The organism is Microcystis sp. M179S2 (genome assembly GCF_020245805.1).
Taxonomy (GTDB): domain Bacteria; phylum Cyanobacteriota; class Cyanobacteriia; order Cyanobacteriales; family Microcystaceae; genus Microcystis; species Microcystis aeruginosa.
On record NZ_JADBUE010000076.1, the window covers coordinates 22,352 to 41,039 of the forward strand.

The 18,688-nt window shown below is 43.2% G+C and carries 14 protein-coding genes; 9 read left to right on the forward strand and 5 right to left on the reverse strand.

Features of this window, described 5'->3' with window-relative positions; genetic code table 11:
* The first annotated feature begins 17 nt into the window (after positions 1-17).
* Positions 18-2,456 (forward strand): glycosyltransferase family 39 protein, encoded by a 2,439-nt coding sequence (locus IM500_RS04285; RefSeq protein ID WP_287737794.1) that lies wholly within the window; start codon positions 18-20, stop codon positions 2,454-2,456.
* A gap of 864 nt (positions 2,457-3,320) precedes the next feature.
* On the opposite strand, the gene leuC is transcribed toward IM500_RS04285, so the two are convergent.
* The 3 genes from leuC to IM500_RS04300 all read right to left on the reverse strand — a co-directional run bounded on the left by leuC (position 3,321) and on the right by IM500_RS04300 (position 8,454).
* Positions 3,321-4,721: a 3-isopropylmalate dehydratase large subunit gene (leuC, locus tag IM500_RS04290; RefSeq protein WP_190358647.1), complete on the reverse strand. Its 1,401-nt coding sequence runs from the start codon at positions 4,719-4,721 to the stop codon at positions 3,321-3,323.
* Positions 4,722-5,000: 279 nt separating this feature from the next.
* A complete protein-coding gene (locus IM500_RS04295; protein WP_287737795.1) occupies positions 5,001-5,999 on the reverse strand; it encodes an MraY family glycosyltransferase in 999 nt (332 codons plus the stop codon).
* Positions 6,000-6,156: 157 nt separating this feature from the next.
* A complete protein-coding gene (locus tag IM500_RS04300) occupies positions 6,157-8,454 on the reverse strand; it encodes a RelA/SpoT family protein (RefSeq protein ID WP_190720402.1) in 2,298 nt (765 codons plus the stop codon).
* 223 nt (positions 8,455-8,677) lie between these two features.
* Here IM500_RS04300 and patD point away from each other — a divergent pair, with 223 nt between their 5' ends.
* From patD to IM500_RS04320, 4 genes are all read left to right on the forward strand, one after another.
* Entirely contained in the window at positions 8,678-9,034 is a 357-nt protein-coding gene (gene patD / locus IM500_RS04305) for a heterocyst frequency control protein PatD (RefSeq protein ID WP_002759645.1), read from the forward strand.
* A 75-nt stretch (positions 9,035-9,109) separates the two neighbouring features.
* On the forward strand, positions 9,110-10,735 hold the full coding sequence (locus IM500_RS04310) for a dipeptide ABC transporter ATP-binding protein (RefSeq protein ID WP_190720406.1): 1,626 nt from the start codon (positions 9,110-9,112) through the stop codon (positions 10,733-10,735).
* Positions 10,736-10,850: 115 nt separating this feature from the next.
* On the forward strand, positions 10,851-11,036 hold the full coding sequence (locus IM500_RS04315; protein ID WP_242034560.1) for a hypothetical protein: 186 nt from the start codon (positions 10,851-10,853) through the stop codon (positions 11,034-11,036).
* On the forward strand, positions 11,030-13,165 hold the full coding sequence (locus IM500_RS04320; RefSeq protein WP_190720409.1) for a glycosyltransferase: 2,136 nt from the start codon (positions 11,030-11,032) through the stop codon (positions 13,163-13,165). The genes IM500_RS04315 and IM500_RS04320 overlap by 7 nt, the downstream gene beginning before the upstream one ends.
* A gap of 85 nt (positions 13,166-13,250) precedes the next feature.
* Here IM500_RS04320 and IM500_RS04325 read toward each other — a convergent pair whose 3' ends face one another.
* Positions 13,251-13,406, reverse strand: coding sequence for a hypothetical protein (locus IM500_RS04325; protein ID WP_190720412.1), 156 nt, complete (start codon positions 13,404-13,406; stop codon positions 13,251-13,253).
* A gap of 31 nt (positions 13,407-13,437) precedes the next feature.
* Between IM500_RS04325 and IM500_RS04330 the strand changes: the two genes are divergently transcribed.
* Both IM500_RS04330 and IM500_RS04335 read left to right on the forward strand, forming a co-directional pair.
* The gene (locus IM500_RS04330; protein WP_190720415.1) at positions 13,438-14,403 is read left to right on the forward strand and encodes a M48 family metallopeptidase; all 966 of its coding nucleotides are present in this window, start codon (positions 13,438-13,440) and stop codon (positions 14,401-14,403) included.
* A gap of 233 nt (positions 14,404-14,636) precedes the next feature.
* Positions 14,637-14,903, forward strand: coding sequence for a DUF6761 family protein (locus IM500_RS04335; RefSeq protein WP_190720417.1), 267 nt, complete (start codon positions 14,637-14,639; stop codon positions 14,901-14,903).
* Between the two features lie 95 nt (positions 14,904-14,998).
* Here IM500_RS04335 and dacB read toward each other — a convergent pair whose 3' ends face one another.
* Positions 14,999-15,889 (reverse strand): D-alanyl-D-alanine carboxypeptidase/D-alanyl-D-alanine endopeptidase, encoded by an 891-nt coding sequence (dacB, locus tag IM500_RS04340; RefSeq protein ID WP_190720419.1) that lies wholly within the window; start codon positions 15,887-15,889, stop codon positions 14,999-15,001.
* A 280-nt stretch (positions 15,890-16,169) separates the two neighbouring features.
* On the opposite strand from dacB, the gene IM500_RS04345 reads away from it, so the two are divergent.
* The gene (locus IM500_RS04345; protein ID WP_287737798.1) at positions 16,170-17,150 is read left to right on the forward strand and encodes an ABC transporter ATP-binding protein; all 981 of its coding nucleotides are present in this window, start codon (positions 16,170-16,172) and stop codon (positions 17,148-17,150) included.
* Positions 17,151-17,287: 137 nt separating this feature from the next.
* Positions 17,288-18,394, forward strand: coding sequence for a universal stress protein (locus IM500_RS04350; RefSeq protein WP_190720425.1), 1,107 nt, complete (start codon positions 17,288-17,290; stop codon positions 18,392-18,394).
* The last annotated feature ends 294 nt before the right edge of the window (positions 18,395-18,688 follow it).

Genomic DNA, 18,688 nt, shown 5'->3' on the forward strand with positions numbered 1-18,688 from the left:
ACTAGGGAGAAGTCATTTTGAAGCGATCGCTAGATAGGAGACAGGAATTAATTATTGTCACTATTATTTGGATATTGGGGATATTAGTCGATAGATTCTGGTTTAGTCTCGATCATACTATTCCTGCTTGGGATCAGGCCGATTATCTCAACGGTGGGATTATCTATACCCAAGCTTTCCAAAATCCGCGCTGGTTTGACGGGGATTGGTGGCGCAGTTTATGGCTAATGTCCCCGAAAATTCCCCCTTTAACCTATCTTTTAACGATTCCCTTCTTTAATCTCTTTGGTATTAGTCTTGACGCGGGTATGTGGGTAATGGCTATCTATAGCGCCCTACTGCTCTTTTCTGTGTACGGATTGGGAATTATCCTCTTTAATGGGACTGTGGCTTTATGGGCGGTCTTAATCTGTCAATTTCTTCCCGGTTTATACTATTATCGCCTCGAATATCTCTTAGATTTTCCCTTAGCGGCAATTGTAACGTTTTCCTACTTATGCTTGACATGGTGGCGATTTAGTGGTCAAGGCTGGCTAAAAGCGATCGCTTTCGGGATTTCTTTCGGTTTAGGGATGTTAGTCAAACAAACCGCCCTATTTTTCCTCTTTTTACCGATTTTGTGGGTATTGGGCGAAAATCTCCGGCGAAAACGTTGGGGCAATCTAGCGCAATTAATGCTCAGTTTTTTGACGGCAGCACTGTTAATGTTTCCCTGGTATCGGACGAATTGGTTATTAATGTTAACCGCGGGCAAACGTGCCACGGTAGATTCGGCGATTTTGGAGGGAGATCCCCCTCTTACCAGTCCAGATGCCTGGACATTTTACGCCCAAGTTTTACCCTATTTTCTTTCTTGGGTATTGTTATTAGTTCCCCTGGTGGGATTATTAATCTCCTTACGTCATAGAAAAACCGAAGATAAGGTTAATCGTCCTGTGTGGATTTGGTTAGGAGTTTTTCTGCTGGGGGGATACCTATTATCATCCCTCAATATCAATAAAGATGCTCGTTATATTTTGCCGCTTTTACCGACTTTATCCTTAATTTTATCCGTTGGTTTATTATCTTGGCGCGGTCGTTTTGCCCCCGCTATCCGTTGGGGAACATTAACTATTGCCGCTATCCTCACCAGCTTAAATTTATTCCCCTTGGGGGGAGATATAATTACTAATGTTTTTAGTCCCGAATTGCAACACCATCCCTATTTAAAAACCGGCTGGCAACAGGAAGAAGTAGTTAAAGAGATTCTAGTCGATTCTCCCTATCTTCGCAGCACCCTAGGGGTTTTACCTTCCACCCCCGAATTAAATCAACATACCTTCTCTTTCTACGGTGGTAAACATAATTCCCAGGTTGCCGGCAGACAGGTGGGAGTTCGGGAAGAAGATATCGAAAAGGATGTCAATTCTTTAGATTGGTTTTTAACTAAAACTGGTGAACAGGGTTCCGTCCCCGATGTCCAGAAAAAAATTGTTAATCGAGTCGCCACTGGGCCAGATTTCCAAGTGGAGAAAACTTGGCAGCTACCGGATGATAGTACCCTTTCCCTACACCGTAAAATAGCCCCCTCCGTCACGGTTAAACCCCTTGAAACTGCACCAAAACAGGTGGAATTAAGAGAGATTGCCCTTGCCGAAAAAGCCTCTCCTAATCAACCAATTTCTGTGGTTTATAAATGGGCAGGAGACTGGCAACAATTAAAGTCAGGGATAGTAATTTTAACCTGGCAAGAAGTGGACGGTAAGGATTATTGGATGCACGATCATGGTATTGCTATGGGGAGATTAATGGCAGAAAAATTAACTCCAGAAGAGCAACAAAAGGGTTTTGAAGTCACTGAAAAAACCGCCATGCAGTCGGCAGCAACCCCCGGAGTTTATCGCTTATCTGCTGTCTATCTCAATCGGGAAACTGGCGAAACCTATCCAATTAAAACTAATGCTCAAATTACTATCGATCCTCAAGTCTCCAAGTTAGCAACGCCCCAATTAGATTTAGTGACCCAATTGCGCTTAAAGTCTGCTAATATTGGTCAAGGATTAACGGGTATTGAGCCAATTTTTCAGTTAACTAATCGTATCAATCAATACGATTCGATTCAGGATTATGTGCTGCAAGCAGACAAGGCTTTTTCCTGTCGTTTACAGCAACAAAACCCCCCCGATAAATTATCTTTAGCCTACGGATTAGCAATTTCTAAGGTACTACAACAGGATGTAGCAGGGGCAATAAAAGCCACGGAGGAAATGATTAAAATTGACCCCTATAATCCCTATCATTATGCTTATCAAGGTTTTATTTATCTCTACGATTGGCAACCGCAAGCAGCCCAAAAAGTCTTAGATAAAGCTAGACAATTAAATCCCGATAGTGAGGAAATTAAGACTTTAAATGCAGTGGCTGCCTTGATGGGGGGAAATCTCGTTAAAGCTTGGCAATTATGGCAATCAAATTAAAATAGAGTGGGAAGTGGGAAGTGGGGAAGTGGGGTGTGGGGAAGTGGGAAGAATAAATAAAAATAATCTCCTGACTACTGACTACTGACTACTGACTCGGAGACTCCTGACTCGGAGACTCCTGACTCGGAGACTCCTGACTCCTGACTTCTAACCCAATGTTGGACAAAGATAAGTAAAAATTATTGATTTACTGCAAAAACTTGAGAATATTTAAATTAACATTCCGCAATATTTATAAATTCTTAAAAATTAATTGAGAAAGATTTTTATTTAACAACGATGTTATGATAGTTACAGCGATTTTACTGAATTTCATAATGGGTTATTCTGTGCTTTTTTGGGCAGCAATGGTTGAAACCCTTGCCACACCTAGAAGGTGATCCTAATTAAGACGGGTAAATCAGTCAATTTCACCCACAACGATGATCTTTTTTTTGTGTAGTTTTATTGCAAAAAAAAAGTTTTTTTGACAAAAAGCACAAAGTATGATAATTAGTCGTGCAAAATTAATTTCCTAGTCGAGACAGAAGACAGGAGACAGGAGACGGGAGACAGCTATTAGGGATCGGATTTGAGTTTTCAGTTCTCTGTTTGCTCACATCAGCAGAAGTCTCACGGAGTAGTGGCTTAGATGTGTAATTAATTTTGCTTAGGTACTTAATAACCCAAGGTATTTCTGGTTGCGAGTAATTATTGTAGAGAAGGGAGAAGGGGAGAAGGGAGTGAGAAGTGGGGTGGGGAAGTGGGGAAGCTGTCTCATCGCCCTATCACCCCAAAACCCTATCACCCTATCTCCTGCCTCCTGACTCGGAGACTCCTGACTCCTGACCCCAGTAACAAACTTTTTGCCGCAAACCCTATTTAATTTAACAACTCCCTGGGATCGGTGACTTCCCCTTTAATCGCTGCCGCTACCACCATCGCCGGACTCATCAACAAAGTACGCCCGGAAGCGGAACCTTGACGACCTTTAAAGTTACGATTGGAGGAGGAGGCGCTGATCTGATCTCCCTGCAATTTATCGGGATTCATGGCTAAACACATGGAACAGCCCGCCTCGCGCCATTCAAAGCCCGATGCTAGGAAAATTTGGTCTAATCCTTCTGCTTCCGCTTGTTTTTTGACTCTTTCGGAACCGGGGACGATAAAAGCTTTCACATGGGGGGCAACACGATGACCTTGGGCAAATTTGGCCGCTTCGCGCAGATCACTGATCCGGCCGTTAGTACAGCTACCGACGAAGCAGACATCGATTTTTGTGCCTTTAATCGGGGTGCCGGGGGTGAGTTTCATGTATTGATAGGCTTCCTCTGCGATCGCTCTTTCACTTTCTGGTAAACTTTCGGGAGTGGGAATGATTTCGTTAACCCCGATTCCTTGGCCCGGAGTAATCCCCCAAGTAACTGTGGGTTCGATTTCACCGGCATCGAAGACCACCACATCGTCATAAACCGCATCGGCATCGCTTTTAATGCTTTCCCACCAATTAACCGCACTTTCCCAGTCTTTGGGCGCAAAATCACGACCTTTGAGGTAATCGTAGGTGATTTGATCAGGGTTGATATAACCACATCGGGCCCCACCTTCGATCGCCATGTTACAAATCGTCATCCTTTCTTCCATGGACATCCGTTCAATTGTACTACCAGCATACTCGTAGGCGTAACCAACACCGCCTTTTACGCCCAATTGACGGATAATATGGAGAATTACATCTTTAGCATAGACACCGGGGTTTAAATCGCCGTTTACCTCCACTCGACGCACTTTTAATTTCGATAGGGATAGGGTTTGGGTAGCAAGAACATCGCGTACTTGGGAAGTGCCGATGCCAAAAGCGATCGCCCCAAAAGCGCCGTGGGTGGAGGTGTGGGAATCACCACAGGCGATCGTCATCCCCGGTTGGGTTAGACCCTGTTCAGGAGCGATCACATGAACTATGCCCTGATTGCCGGAACCGATGCCATAGAAAGGAATATGATTGGTTTGAACATTAGTTTCGATCGCTCGGATCATTTCCTCGGCCAAATCGTCAAGGAAAGGACGCGCCTGATTTTCGGTGGGGACGATGTGATCGACGGTGGCAATAGTCCGTCCTGGAAATAATACTTTTAAACCCCTTTCTCTTAGCATCGAAAAAGCTTGGGGACTGGTGACTTCATGGACTAGATGCAGTCCGATAAATAACTGTGTCTGTCCACTGGGAAGAATCTTAACCGTGTGTGCGTCCCAGACTTTATCGAATAACGTTCTTGCGCTCATTGACTTGGGAATGATAGTCATCTCCTTCATCATATCAGCTAACCTTGGCCGATAAGTATTAATTTTTTCTTTTCTCTTGGTTAGGAGGGATAATAGGTGAATCGCTCTGTTTTTGCCAGCTTAAAACCATCAGTTTTTGAGTAAAATAAAAGACTTTAGCCAATAACTATTTGAGTGATTACTGCTGCTCCTTACCCCCCGTTTCCTATAATCTTTCAAGAGGATTTAGTCTAACATTCTCTAGGTTTGAATAACCCCTCAGTCCATAGCAAAAAAAAATTATTCTTTTCTTGTCACCGCTAAATTATGATCGCTAACTTTCCTGTTCAGATAAATTTCTCCGAGAAAAATTAATCCTAGAATCAGAGGTAAACTCAGCCATGATCCTAGTATTCCTAGGGAGTTAATACTAATAGCAATCAGGAGAGTTACCCCCATATAAATAATTGCTACTTGTGGATGAGACAAGCCAGATTTTTGTAATCTTTGATAAAGGTGAATGCGGTGAGCTTGGAAGATATTTTCCCTTTTTAATAATCGACAAATAAGGGTATAAATAGCATCACCAATCAGAGGTAAAGTGATAGTTAAAGCTGACCAAGCCTGACTTTGATTGCCCTGGTTATTAAGTAAAACCATAGCGACAATTGCCCCCAGACTGGTGCTACCCACATCACCCATAAAAATTTTCGCTGGCGACCAATTCCAGAGGAGAAAACCGCCTAAAGCTGCCACTAAAAGCCATAAAATTGGTTGCTGAAAATAGAGAGCGAGAAATCCTAATTGTACCGCCGTACAGCCAGCCACCAAGCCATCGAGACCATCCATAAAATTATAAAAATTAATCATCGCGGTCAGGCCGATAATTGTGAGAATAATAGCCAAAACTTTGCCGCCAAAACCCAAATCTAATAGCCACGATTGGGGAAAAGCACCGAAAAAAGTGACCGCAACACTAGCGGAGGATAACTGCACTAAATAGCGAATACTAGAGGGAATACTGCGACGATCATCGAGAAGGCCGATAATAATTAAAGGAGTCAGGGACAACCACAGGGGAATGAGAGGTAGGGAAGGAGGAAGGAGAAAATAACTGAGGCAGCCAGTCAGAGCAAAAGCGACGACAAAACCGAGTCCACCCCCCCTAGGTGTGGGTTGACTATGGCTGCTACGCTCATTGGGAATATCTAACAATTGTTGGCTAAAACGTTGTTTAATCAGGGCAACCACCAGAAAACTAATCAGAAAACTGATGACTGAGAGTAGGGATAATAACATAGGGATTTTCGCACTCAGATTAATTATCGATCCTACGTTGTTCGGTGACAAAAAGTGCCGATATTGCCATCGTGGTTTTAGTCAGTGTCAGCATCCCACTTCCAAAGCTAAGGCACTCTGAAGTTTGGGGGATATTAGCAGAAATTTTAGGTTCACCCTACTCTCGATCGCTTTTTACCTGACTGATGCGACGAACGTTTAAAACATCGCTCATCAGCTTAATTTGAGTAACACAGCGTTCAAATTGTTGCAGGTCTTTTACTTCAATTTTCAGGGAAATTAAAGCGGGTTTACCGAAATTAGTCTTAACTCCGGCATTGCGAACGTTAATATTTTGGTCACTTAAACGAGAGAGAATATCTTTTAAAACCCCGACGCGATCGATCACTTCAATCTGAATATTTACTGGATAAGTTGGATAACGTCCCTGGTCATCTAGGGGGTTCCAACTAACAGGAATTAAGCGTTCAGCTTCGGCTTTTTCCACATTCGAGCAGCCCTGACGGTGAATCACAATACCTTCCCCTGCATGGGCGACTATACCGGTAATATTTTCCCCTGGTAAAGGACAACAACAACCAGCCAAACGATAGACTAATCCCTCCACACCGGCGATCGGTGATTTACTAACGGGTAAAGCCCTTTGAACGGGAGAAGGTGGTAGAATCAATTGGGAATCAGTCAGGACATCGGGCGGATTTTTGACCGTTAAAATTTCCTGTTGATTTTTAACTGTTTCTTGCAGACGATTAACCACATTTTTTAGGGTAACTTCGCCGTAACCCAAAGCCGCCAATAAATCATCTACTGCCACATAATTGCACTGTTTAGCCACCGATTGCATTCGTTCTGATTTTAGCAGGGCATCGAAGCCAGTTTTACCCAATTCTTTCTCTAATAAATCACGACCCCGGCTAATATTTTCTTCTCGGCGCGATTTTTTGTACCATTGCCGGATGCGATTTCTGGCGCTAGGAGTAACGACAAAATTTAACCAATCTAAACTAGGGTGACTATGCTTGCTGGTGAGAATTTCCACCAGATCACCATTTTGCAAGGGAGCATCAAGAACTGACCATTTACCATTAATCCTTGCCCCTTTCATCTGATTACCTACTTCGCTATGAATATGATAGGCAAAATCTACCGGTGTTGCGCCTTGGGCGAGGGCCACCACATCACCTTTGGGGGTGAAAACATAGATATCTTCTTCAAAGAAATTATTTTTGAGGCCATCCATGTATTCTTGGCCATCTTTAAGGTCTTTTTGCCAGTCGAGCAGATTACGCAGCCAAGCGAATTTTTCATCCGCAGCGGTTAAAGTTGTTTGACTAGAACCGGTTTCTTTATACTTCCAATGGGCTGCAATCCCGTATTCAGCAACATGGTGCATTTCTAGGGTGCGAATCTGCACTTCTAGGGGACGGGCATTTAAACCAACAACGGTGGTATGGAGGGATTGATAACGGTTAGCTTTTGGTAAACCGATATAGTCTTTAAAACGGTTAGGAATCGGAGTAAATTGGTCGTGAACTATGGCTAAACAACGATAACATTCCTCTTTGGTTTCGACGATAATGCGGACGGCGGCTATATCATAAATCTGCTCGAATTCTTTGCCCTGATTGTGCATTTTATGATAGATGCCGTAGAGATGTTTGGGGCGACCCTGTAAATCAAGAACTTTTATGCCAATTTCTTGCAATTTTTCCCGCAATGTGTTAGTGACGGTTTCGATGCGGGCCTCTCGATCGATACGTTTTTCCGATACCAATAACTGCACGGTGCGATAAGCATCGGGTTCGAGGTATTTAAAGCATAAATCCTCTAATTCCCATTTAAATCTGCCAATCCCTAAACGGTTAGCCAGAGGAGCAAAGATTTCTCTAGTTTCTAGGGCGATGCGTTGCTGCTGTTGCGGGGTGAGGTGTTCGAGGGTTTGCATATTGTGCAGGCGATCGGCTAATTTGACCACGATAACGCGGATATCTTGAGCCATCGCCAGGAACATTCGGCGAAAATTCTCCGCTTGCCGTTCAGTTTTGCTAGAAAAGTTGAATTTGGAGAGTTTTGTCACCGCTTCCACCAAATTACGCACCTCGACACCGAATCTAGCCTCGATTTCTTCGGGGGTGACTTCCGTATCTTCCACCACATCGTGAAGGAATCCCGCCGCGATCATTGCCCCATCACCCCCCAGATCCCGCAGTAATCCCGCCACAGCTATGGGATGGGCGATATAGGGTTCCCCGGATTTGCGATACTGGCCCTCGTGGAGTTTGTGGGCGAAATTAAAAGCCCTAGAGATTAAATCGATATCGGGATTCTGGGGGTCGTTTTCGTAGGTAATCAGGCATTCTTTCAGCCAATCGGGTAAAACTAACGCTTTTTTCGGTTCCGTGGCCCGGGGAAGGGCGGTGAGGGTTTCCGGTTGGATGGCAGTGATGGCGTTCATGGTTAGATCGGGGGGATAATAGGGGGGGGGAGGAGACGGATAACTAGAAAATTATTAGGCCGAAGGGATGCCAGATTACTTAACTCTCTAACACTGGAATCGGATCGATCGGCGAAAAGGGCGGGATTCTTTTAAGTTTTTGTCTCTGATCGGGAAGAGGACTTGCAACCGTGACGGCAAATCGTTAATCTTATGTAACAAATTCTAACGCGCTTTGTATTGGATGCTACCGACAAATTACCATCAAGCCTACAAATCTTTGTTAAGAAAACTGGAGGATTTCAGTCTTGCCCTTCTGGATGGGGATGCTTCCACGGGGTTACAATCTTTTCAAGCTTTACAAACCTGTCTAGAAGGGGAGATATTGTCACTAAATGATGACAATTTCAGCCCAGAGGTGGCTAATCGTTGGCGCGCGCTCCAGACGGAACTATATCGATCGTGGCGATTGCTGGAGACGGATTGGTTATTTTTGGCCTCGGCGCGGCAAGGACGGGAGAAACGTTTACAGATAATTAGCGAGCGAGTGGCGACTTTAAAGGGGTATTGTCGGGTTTTGTTAGGGTCAGTTGTCGATTAGCAATTAAATGCTCGATCGCCGTTTGTGTGGCATACTTGACCCTAAGTCCTAACTTTTATCGTTACCGATCGCGTCATGTTGGAAATTAAAGACCTAAAAATTGCCTACCCGACCGAATTAAGTTCTCCCGCTTGGGCGATCGATGGGGTATCTTTTAGTATAGGCAAAGGGGAAACTCTGGGATTAGTGGGTGAATCTGGTTGTGGAAAATCGACCATCGGTAAGGCTATTTTAAGGTTATTACCCAATCGCACTCACGTGGAAGGTGAGATTACCTTTGAAGGGCGATCGCTTTTATCTTTATCTAGCAAACAGTTAGAAAAGTTTCGCGGGGAAGCGGTGGGATTAGTCTTTCAAGATCCGATGACGCGACTGGATCCGCTGATGACTATTGGCGATCATTGTGTGGAAACTTTGCAAGCTCATCGGGGAAATTTAACCTATCGTCAAGCTAAAAGTCAAGCTTGTACTGTCCTAGAAAAAGTGAAAATTCCCGCTAATCGTTGGTCCCAATATCCTCACGAATTTAGCGGGGGAATGCGGCAAAGAGTGGCCATTGCTTTAGCTTTATTATTAAACCCTAAGTTAATTATTGCCGATGAACCCACCACCAGTTTAGATGTGACGGTTTCGGCGGAAATTCTGCGGGAATTAAAGCGTTTATGTAGCGAGGAACAGATGGGATTATTGTTAATTTCCCATGATTTAGCGCTGGTGGGAGAATATTGCGATCAATTAGCGGTGATGAAGGGGGGCAAAATTGTCGAATCGGGAGCGGTAAAAACAGTTTTTAATACACCTCAACACCCCTACACCCGTTCTCTTTTGGCCGCCGCTTTACACCTACAGTTACGGGAGGAAAAATCAACGGCAATTCAAGGCAAGGAAACGGTGTTAAAGGTGGATAATTTAAAACAGTATTATACCCTAGAAGGTAACTTTTTAGATAGCTTTTTAAAGAAAGACAAGAAATTTATTAAAGCGGTGGATGAAGTCAATTTTGAACTGTATCGAGGGGAAATCTTCGGTTTAGTTGGGGAGTCGGGGTGTGGGAAAAGTACCCTATCGCGAACCCTATTACAGTTAATTAAACCCACCGGGGGAAAAGTGGAATTTTTAGGAGAAGATTTAACCCCTTTGTCGGCGGAAAAAATGCGTCCAAAACGGCGCTTAATGCAGATGATTTTTCAGGATCCCCTCGCTTGTCTCAATCCTTTAATGACGGTGGGAGAAAGTATCGCCGATCCGCTTTTTATCCATCAAAAAGTTAATCTAGAAACGGCTAAAAAACAGGTTTTAGAAATGTTAGATCGAGTCGGGTTAACACCAGTAGAGGAATTTTATCGACGCTATCCTAAGGAGTTATCGGGGGGACAACAGCAAAGGGTAGCCATTGCTCGCGCTTTAATTACCCATCCAGAATTAGTTATTTGTGATGAACCGGTTAGTATGCTTGATGCTAGTGTCCAGACACAGGTTTTAGAGTTAATGTTAGAGTTACAAAAGTTATTTAATCTCACTTATTTATTTATAACTCATGATCTTTGGTTAGCGAGATTCCTCTGCGATCGAATTGCGGTGATGACTGCGGGTAAAATAGTTGAAATGGGTGACACTGAACAGATTTTTAGCCATCCCCAACACCCCTACACTCAAAAATTAATCGCCGCAGCCCCGAGAATTTATCCCGACAGCAACTAAAATCGCTCTAGGGGTTTATAATTGTTATTGTCTAGATATAGTTAGGAAAGACAAAATGGCCAGACAACTTCAGATAACTCTCCCTGAAGATACCATGCAACTTCTCGATTAATGGTTGGCGAGTAGTGATTATCCTGAAAAAGAATATAATAATTTAATTAATGAAGCGATTAAATTATATATTTTGGAACAACAGAGAAACTACCTCGATCAACAATTAAAAGAAGGGGCTATTGTTAGAGCAAAAAGAGATTTAAATTTAGCACAAGATTGGTTTTCTCTAGAGGAGTATTTATGGTAATAATGATTATTTTCAAAGTTAAAAAACTGCTGAAAAAATTTGTCTTTAGTCTCCAGGAGGAAGGATGGAAACCAGCGCTCAAAAAGACGAAACGAAAAATTATCAAAATTCTCACAGGAAAGAGTTCCTCTGAATTTGAAGAACAGGTGATCGAAAGTGCTAAATTAGCTGAACCCCGACCCCTAGAAATTGCCAGTAGTGATGATCCTTTAGTCTCGATTATTATTCCTGCTTATAACCAATTTGCCTACACCTTTAACTGTCTGGAATCCTTGAGTGTTAACCTAGGTTCTGATTTAGCTTATGAAATAATTATCGTTAATGATGCTTCCAGCGATGAAACTTTAGAACAATTAGCAACTTTAGTTAAAGGAATTAAAGTATTAACTAATGCAGAGAACTCTGGTTTTATTCGTTCCTGTAATTATGGGGCTAGTCAAGCAAAAGGTCAATACCTATATTTTCTCAATAACGACACTCGTATTCTAGAAAATTGTCTAGAAAGTTTAGTGAAATTAATTATCAATAATCCCCAAGTTGGTGCGGTGGGTTCCAAGTTAATTTATGCTAATGGTAAACAACAAGAAGCGGGGGGAATTATCTGGAATTCTGCCGATGGTTGGAATTATGGACGCTTAGATAGTCCCGAGGAACCGGAATATAATTATGTCCGTCCCGTGGACTATTGTTCGGGAGCAAGTTTATTAGTTCCTACAGATTTATTTAAGCAATTAGGTGGTTTTTGTCAAGACTTTATCCCCGCATATTACGAAGATACAGACTTATGTTTTGCCCTCCGAGAATTGGGTTATCAAGTCCTTTATCAACCCCAATCTAACGTCATTCACTACGAAGGAATCACCTCGGGAACAGACCTTTCTAGTGGGATCAAACAATATCAAGTTATTAATCAAACTAAGTTTCGAGAAAAATGGTCAAAGGTATTAACTAAACACCTAGATAACGATGCTAATAATGTACCCAAAGCTGCCCGACGTTTACAAGGAAAAACGACAATTTTAGTCATCGATTCCTACGTTCCACTATACGATCGAGAATCCGGCTGTGTGCGTTTATTAAATATTCTTAAGCTACTGCTCAATTTAGGCTATTCAGTCATTTTCTTTCCCGATAATGGCTATCCCGAACAACCCTATACTTCCGTCCTGCAACAGCTGGGAATTGAAGTTATTTATGGCACACCACAAAGATATAATCTAGAAGAAAAATTAATCAAATATTTACCCCTGATAGATGGAGTTTGGTTGTGTCGTCCCGAATTGTGCGATAAGTATATGGATTTAATTCGCTTAAAAACAAAAGCACCAATTATTTATGATACAATTGACCTGCATTTTCTACGTTTAAAACGACAAAAAGACTATCTCGATCCCAGTTACCAAAATACTAGCTGGAGTTGGCAAACCTATCAGAAATTAGAGTTAAACTATGCTAATCAAGCGGAAGCAACCGTAGTAGTAACCGAAGACGAAAAGCAGGTATTATCCTCTTTAGGAGTGAAAAATGTTTGGGTAATCCCCAATATCCATGAAGAAATTTCCCTGTCAGAAAAAGTTGCTTTTGACCAGCGATCGGGGTTAGTATTTATTGGTAGCTACAATCACCCTCCTAATATTGATGCAGTTAAGTGGTTATGTTTAGAAATTATGCCCTTAGTTTGGGCATTCCGTCCTGACATTACCGTTAATTTATTGGGAAGTAACCTCAAGGATGAAGTGAAAGAATTAGCCAATGATAAAGTAATTGTTACCGGTTATGTTCCCGAAGTGGAACCCTATTTCCAAAAGAGTCGGATTTTTGTCGCACCCCTGCGATTTGGTGCGGGAATGAAGGGTAAAATAGGTCAAAGTCTTTCCCTAGGATTACCGACTATTACCACAAAAATTGGTGCCGAAGGTATGGGATTAATTGACCACCAAGATGTTTTAATTGCCGATACTGCCGAGGAATTTGCCCAAGCGGTGATCGAACTCTATGATCATAGGGAATTGTGGCAAAAACTCGCTGATAATTCCCTAGAAACTATTAAGAGATACCAACCCGCTACCGTGCAAACTAACCTACAAGCTTTGTTATCGAATCTAGGAATTATTGCTAAGGATAGTTAACAATAAAAAAGCTCATTTCTTCCACAGGTCTATTCTATGTCACCGAAATAAACTCTAGAATCCGCAATTTTGCAGAATTAAAAACCTATTGAGAGGCATTACTGATTTGATAAACGCCAACTTTTTCTAGAAGGAATTCCTGACTATAATGCCATAGGTTGCCTCGAAAAAGTTGACAAGACAATCTTAAAAACTTGGCAATTAATGCCCGTTTATTTCTGACTAACGACTGAATTATCATCTTTACCTTTACCCTTTTTCCTTGAAAAAATATGCCAACTTATCGTGATATCTCCAGTCAAGCTTTTAAACATCCCCTAGATCAGCAAGCTGAACAGGCCTTAAGATCAGTTCCAGGGTTTGATTTATTAGCGAAAAGTTTTTCCGAATATCTCTATGAACGTCCCCAGCAAATTTTATTAATGGGCAATGATCTAAAAGTCGGCCCGCGTCAATACGCCACTTTATACGGTATATATCGCCAATGTCTGCGGGATTTAGATATGTCTCCAGAACCGAATCTTTATGTCAGTCAAAACCCTTCAGCGAATGCCTATTCTTTAGGTTCGGAACATCCCTACATTGTCTTTAATACTGCCCTTTTAGACCTCTTAGATGAAGAAGAAATTAGGGTAATTCTTGCCCACGAATTAGGTCATTTAAAATGCGATCATAGTATTTTAATTCAAATGTCTTTTTGGGTGATGGGGGCGGCTAATTTCCTTGGGGGCATCACCTTAGGACTAGGAAAAGCCATTACTACCGGTCTAGTTTATGCCTTTTATGAATGGCGCAGAAAAGCCGAATTATCAGCAGACAGAGCGGCTTTATTAGTTAGCGATGATTTAAATTTAGTCCTGAGAACTTTAATGAAATGTGCAGGAGGAAGTCAAAAATACCTGCATGAATGCAACTTAGAAGAATTTATTCGTCAAGGGGAAGCCTACCGACAATTAGACCAAGATAACTTAAACCAGATTTATAAATTTCTCATTTATAATGGCGGTAATGGTTCCTTTTTAACCCATCCTTTTTCCGTGGAAAGAGTGCATTATCTACAGGAATGGTTTAACTCGGAATCCTATCGTCAAATTCGCCGGGGAAACTATGCCAAAACAGGGGTTAAAAGCTCAATTAATGTTGATGCTAATGATAGGGAAAGCGAAAGATTGCAGCGACAAATAGCAGAACTACAAGCGGAAATTGAACGGGCAAAAAGACAAAGAAACCATGAATAATCTATACGAAGGCAGGAGGCAGAGGGCAGGAGGCAAAAGGCAAAAGGCAGCTTTGTTCTCCCCACACCCCACACCCCACACCCCACACCCTTTACTGATCACTGAAAATACCCCCGCCTGTGTTTTGCCGATTTGGTGAGTACAATAGAGGTATCGGGGACCGAGAATAGCAATTCTCCCTACGATTATCCATAAACACTTACCCCCACTCTCTCTTTTTTGTTCTACTGCCCATGCTCCAAGATACCCAATCTATTCGTTACTATCAAAGACTAACCGATGACATGGTGGATCTTTGGCACCGTGGCTCGCGTTTTGATGAGATCCGGCTATATGTAGAAGGCTATTTAGCCTGTTTACGCCATTCTAATTCCATAGAACCCTATCTAATTCATCGTCTCGAAGCAGAAATCTTTCGCTTCCTGCGAGATCCTTCCAATTTTGAGTATCTCTCCCCCCAAACCCAAACCCAAACTGAGGCAGATTATGGCTATTATTAACCTTGACTCTTGCCTCTTGACTCTTGCCTTATCTCCACAAGCAACTTAAATGCGCGGACAGCTGACCAGGACAAATGGGGATTTTTACCAGCGCTCTACTGAGCTTGACAGGAACGAGATGCGGTCATCTGTAGAACAATAGTATCGATCGCTTTCACCAGGGCCTGTCCAGAAACCCGTTGATTATTAACGATAATGCTAAATAACATCGGTCCTTGGTTGGGGTGTTCTAGATAACCCGATAGGGCCCGCACACCGGTAAGAGTGCCGGTTTTAGCGTAAACTGTGCCAGTAGCGGCCGTCTGACGCATTCGGTTTCTCAGGGTGCCACTAATTCCCGCCACTGGTAAGGAAGCATAGAAAGTGTCGCGATTAGGAGAATAATACATCATCCGCAAAATTTCCACGATCGAGCGGGGAGTAGCGGTATTCTGGCGGGATAATCCCGAACCATCGGCTAAACGAAAACCACTGGGATTGATGCCCAATTGTGCCAAGATGGCAGTAACATTTTTAGAACCGCCGATAAAGCGAAAAAGAGTTTCAGCGTAGAAATTATTACTTCTCTGATTAGTGATATTAACCCAATCGCGCAGGGATTTTTTCTGAATTGTCGTTTCCGGGTTCATCACCTGTAAAGCGGCAGCCGTGGTAAATAACTTTGTATTAGAAGCAGGGATAAAATAGCGATCAGCGTTATGACTATAAATAACTGTTTGGCGATCGATAGATTCGATTAATATACCCCACTGATTGGGAGCTTGACCGATAATTTTATCGATATTTGCCCCAATCAATTGAGTACAGGTATTATTATTGGTGTTATTGTTTTCTGGCGGGGGAACGTATAATTCTATGGATTCGTTCGACGAGGAAGGAGCGGGATAAACAGACAGATTAACTTGAGCGATGCTAGGGTAGGCCAAGGCGATAGTGGCTACACTGGCCACTGTCAGCGAATTGAGGCTATTGAGGAGTTGTTTCATGCTGTGTTTGTGTAAGAGTCTGGTTTCCGTAAGCGTTCGCACTATTGTACCAGTTGCCGCTCAAGTGTCAAAGTTACCTGTCTAACAGATTTTAGCGGCTAATGCACACCAATGCCAGAGAAGAAAGCTGGCAATAGCCTGGAACTGCACTGATACCCCTTCTCAAGACCAGTTGGAATTTTTCTGGGTTCCAAAATCGTGCTATTTTGATACCGTTGACATTGCTGGTGACAATTTGGGGATAATAAAAGCAAAGTGTAGGAAAAGGGATATCAGACCCATGTATTCTGTCTCAGATGATTCCAAAACAATGACGAATACCAGCCGTCAAACTGTGCTAGAGACGTTAAACTTACAAAAAACTTATCGGACAGGATTCTGGTTAAATAAAAAAATCGAATCCTTGAAAAACTGTACTTTAATTGTCCATGAGGGCGAAACTTTTGGATTATTAGGCCCGAACGGGGCCGGCAAAACCACACTCTTAAAAACCCTTTTGGGGATTGTCCGACCCACTTCCGGACGGGCCTTGATTCTCGGTCAACCAATTGGCGATCGCTCGGTCAGGCAACGCATCGGCTATCTTCCTGAAAATGCCTACTACTACGACTATCTCACCGGCTGGGAATTCCTAAGATTAATCGCCGGCATTTTTCAAATTCCCTCTTCTGTGCAGAAAAAACGCATTCCTGAATTATTGGATTTAGTGGGATTAGACCGCAAAACTGCCCAGAAAAAACAATTGCGTCAATATTCTAAGGGTATGACGCAACGGATCGGTATAGCCCAAGCATTAATCAATGATCCTGAATTAGTCTTTCTCGATGAACCGATGTCGGGACTGGATCCTATCGGTCGCTATCAGGTGCGAGAAATTATTCAATCCCTCAAACAACAGGGGAAAACCATCTTTTTTAACTCTCATATTCTCTCCGATGTGGAACAAATTTGCGATCGCATTGCCCTGTTGGCCCGGGGAGAATTACTCTGTGTCGGTTCCCTCGAGCAAATTCTCGGTCGTGCTGATGTCTATCAGGTGATTGTTCAAGGTGGTAGGGAGGAGCAACTGCAGCAATGGATACTCGGGTTGCATTGGCGCGATCATTGTTGGCACGGACAATTACAGGGAGAACCCGCTGCTTTTCTGGCTGCCCTGCCTAGTATGGATGCTCGCTTGATTAGTCTTAATTTAGCTCGTGCTTCCCTAGAAGAATTTTTTATCGACCAATTACGTCAGCGCGGTATTACCTCTAGTCAATAAGCACTCTCAGAGCAAATCCGTTGAGTATAGGCTACTTATGAGGACAGGCAAAAGGCAAAAGAGGGAATAGATAATCAGTTTTTAATAACTGGATTTAGTATTAATCTGTAAGGCAAGTTGCCAAAAAGGAGACGAGCGTGCGACGGGGAAGACATAAAATTTTTATCGGCATGGCCCCGGGGGTCGGGAAAACTTACAAAATGCTGGAGGAGGGGCATAGCCTCAGAAAGCAGGGAACCGACGTGGTGATTGGACTGCTTGAAACCCACGGCAGGAAAGAGACCGCCGAAAAAGCTGAGGGACTGGAAATCGTACCGAGAAAAATCCTAGAGAAAGAGGGATTCACTCTCTCGGAAATGGATACGGAAGCGATTATCGCCCGCTCGCCGCAGCTGTGTCTGATCGATGAATTAGCCCACACGAACGCGCCTGGTTCGGAGCGAGAGAAACGCTTTCAGGACGTGGAGATAATTTTATCCCAGGGAATCGATGTTTACTCGACAGTGAATATCCAGCATATCGAGAGTTTAAACGATCTGGTCGCCCGAATCACCGGGGTGGTGGTGCGGGAGCGAATACCCGATCGAATTTTGGAGGAAGCTGATGAAGTGATCGTGGTAGATGTTACTCCCGAAACCCTAGAGGAAAGATTATTAGCGGGAAAAATCTACGCTCCCGAAAAGATCCAACAATCTTTAAATAATTTCTTTCAACGGCGCAATTTAATCGCCCTCCGGGAACTCGCCCTGCGCGAAGTGGCCGATACGGTAGAAGAAGAAGCGAGTAATTCGACCAAATTCATCGGTCAATCCTGTCCCGTTCACGAACGGGTATTAGTCTGTATTTCCACCTATCCCAACTCTTTACGATTATTACGTCGGGGAGCGCGGATAGCGGGGTATATGAACGCAGAATTTTTCGTGATTTTCGTCGATAACCCCGATCGCTTTCTCTCCAAAGAGGAGGCTTTACATATCGAAACCTGCGAACGTTTATGTCGAGAATTCGAGGGTAAATTCTTACGGGTTAAAAGCTATCAGGTGGCCGAAGCGATCGCAGAAGTGGCCGAACGGGAACGGATCACCCAGATTGTGATCGGGGAGAGCCTTCAATCGCGCTGGAAGCATTTCATCAAAGGTTCTTTCACCCAAAAACTCATGCGCCTGATCTGGCAGAAAAATATCGATCTTCACATCATCGCCACCGATCCAAAAGTACCAATTAGGGGTTTGCTGAAAAAGTAGGGGCGAAGCATTCGGGCAATAACCTATCGCTGAAACCGTAGATTTTCTATCCGAATGCTTCGCCCCGACAGGATGCGATCGCTCATCAAGAGGCAAGGTTTTTGAGCCACTAGCTTGAAAACCTTGCAGCTGCTTGGCCAAACAGGCCCCTAAAACCCTTTACCTCGTCTATATTTCTGGACTTCCCCCGTATAAATATACTAGCTATGGCTAAAAGTCTTACACAGCCTGAGTTAAAGCAATATAATACTAATGGACTACTGGACACAAACTCCGGAAGTCCTTACGCAGATA